2 protein-coding genes are annotated in these 1,388 nt (G+C 61.0%); one reads left to right on the top strand and one right to left on the bottom strand.

Annotated features, from left to right (window positions below):
* Positions 1-156: 156 nt before the first annotated feature.
* Positions 157-615, top strand: coding sequence for a hypothetical protein (locus KGA66_RS29030; RefSeq protein ID WP_211472802.1), 459 nt, complete (start codon positions 157-159; stop codon positions 613-615).
* Between the two features lie 268 nt (positions 616-883).
* On the opposite strand, the gene KGA66_RS29025 is transcribed toward KGA66_RS29030, so the two are convergent.
* Positions 884-1,388: nucleotidyl transferase AbiEii/AbiGii toxin family protein (locus KGA66_RS29025; protein ID WP_211472800.1), on the bottom strand; the 505-nt coding region annotated here is incomplete at its 5' end.

Raw genomic sequence — 1,388 nt, 5'->3', positions numbered from 1 at the left:
TGGACACCAGAAAGGTGCACCCGTTCCCTGTATGGACATGATCTAGGCAATCACATCCTTGCAGGCCGGGCGCACCTTTCGCATCTCAGCGGGCTGCATTACGAACTACGTCACGAATAGCCAGGGTTAGTGATCGGTATACCGGAGAGCCTTGGTATGCCCAAGACGATAAGCGATGCAGCGTTCGGCGTTAGTTGGACCGCCTTCACGTGCTGGTTCGTGATCGCAGTCTCCCTGACGAAGGTCACAGAGGAGCGTGTTGCTGCCGTTCGGGCTGCTGAAGAGAGGGCTGTCACCAAAGCTAGGGCCACAAAGATCCAGCAGCTACAGCCGGTGCTTGAACGCGCAACCATGCTCTCGCGGGAGTTAACTACCGAGTTGGCAAAAGAGATTGACGTGCGAACGGCTGAGATCAACAAGCTTATAGCAGAAAACAAGCTATATGAGGAACTCGTCGAGGATCATCCCGTAGCAGTGAAGGCACTGGTCCGAGACGTGCGCGAGCAACTCGAAGGCCATACTAGACACCTCGACCGTGTCGCGTGGCTACTTGCTGGCCTCGGTTGGGCGGTCGCGCTAGCACTGGCGATCTTCGGCAAATACATTGCGCTCTAACCCCACACAACAGTCAGCTGATCTTCTAGATGCGAACTTGCGGCACCGGTGGGGCAGATCCGGACATTCCAGCTCGATCTAGGTCGGGCAGAGTCATGGTACGGCACTGACCGTCGCTGGCGCTGCTGTACTCGGCTGCTGTACTCATGTACGCGTGGATGCAATCGGCGGGCTCGTCGAGATCGTCGCGTGGTGCGTCGCGTGGTCGATCGGCACAACGGTGCTCGCGCTCAGCCGCTTCAACGATCCCGCTGCCCGCCCGTATTGGTCAGGTCCAGCGTGATGTTTCCGGGTTCCAAATTCTGTTCTTGGCGTGGTCGGTGATGACAGGGTCTGCGAACCGGGCGACGGCGGTGAGTACTTCGGTGAAGTCCTCGGGCACGCGGGTGTCGAGTTGCTGTCTGCGGCGCCAGGCGGCCCACTTGGGTTGTGCGATGTCCGGGTAGCCGTCGAGTGCCTCCGCGAGCGGCGTGAGCGCGGCCTGGCGGTGGTTCGCGACGGTGGTCATGCTGTCGTGCAGTTCGTCGCTGTCGAGCGGGTGCTGCCGGGTCAGGGTATAGACGTCGACGAAGTCGCGCCAGCGGGTGTTGGCGGTTGTGCGCTGCATCATGGTGACGATCTTCTCGGCGAGCACCATCGTGAGCGCGTAGCCGGTGAGCTCCATGGTTCCGCCGAGGATTTTCGGCAGGACGATGCGCTGCGGTGCCGGCGATACGGGGTCGCCGATGTTGATGTCGACGTGGAAGGTCAGGCGGGCCGCGGAGAGCGTCGCG

The sequence above is a fragment of the Actinocrinis puniceicyclus genome, from assembly GCF_018283645.1.
In the GTDB taxonomy this organism is placed as follows: domain Bacteria; phylum Actinomycetota; class Actinomycetes; order Streptomycetales; family Catenulisporaceae; genus Actinocrinis; species Actinocrinis puniceicyclus.
This window is presented reverse-complemented; position numbering and strand designations above follow the sequence as displayed.